The sequence below is a fragment of the Virgibacillus salexigens genome, from assembly GCF_014905415.1.
GTDB lineage: Bacteria > Bacillota > Bacilli > Bacillales > Amphibacillaceae > Virgibacillus > Virgibacillus salexigens.
In genome coordinates, this window is record NZ_BNEO01000159.1 from 1 (window position 1) to 300 (window position 300).

At 43.7% G+C, this 300-nt stretch carries 1 protein-coding gene; it reads right to left on the reverse strand.

What is annotated here, in order from left to right:
* Positions 1-300: hydroxymethylglutaryl-coenzyme A reductase family protein (locus tag JKP73_RS22670; RefSeq protein ID WP_498370541.1), on the reverse strand; the 300-nt coding region annotated here is incomplete at both ends.

A 300-nucleotide genomic window follows, 5' to 3' on the forward strand; every position in this document is an offset into this window, starting at 1 on the left:
TACTAATGTTTCTGAAACGATATCAATCAACTCCCCAGTAGCTCCTGCTGCTATGGCAACAGAACGAGAATGTAATGCCATATGTCCTTTTTGGATGCCATCTGTAACTAAGGCTTTTAGGGCTCCAAGGTTTTGCGCTAATCCAACGGCAATAATAACCTGTGCAAGCTCTTGGGCAGATTCGACGTTTAACATGCGTAGCGCAATCTTAGAAATCGGGTGTACGTTTTTTGATCCTCCAACTGTCCCTACCGACATCGGTAATTCTAATTCACCGACAAGATTCCCTTCTTGATCAAC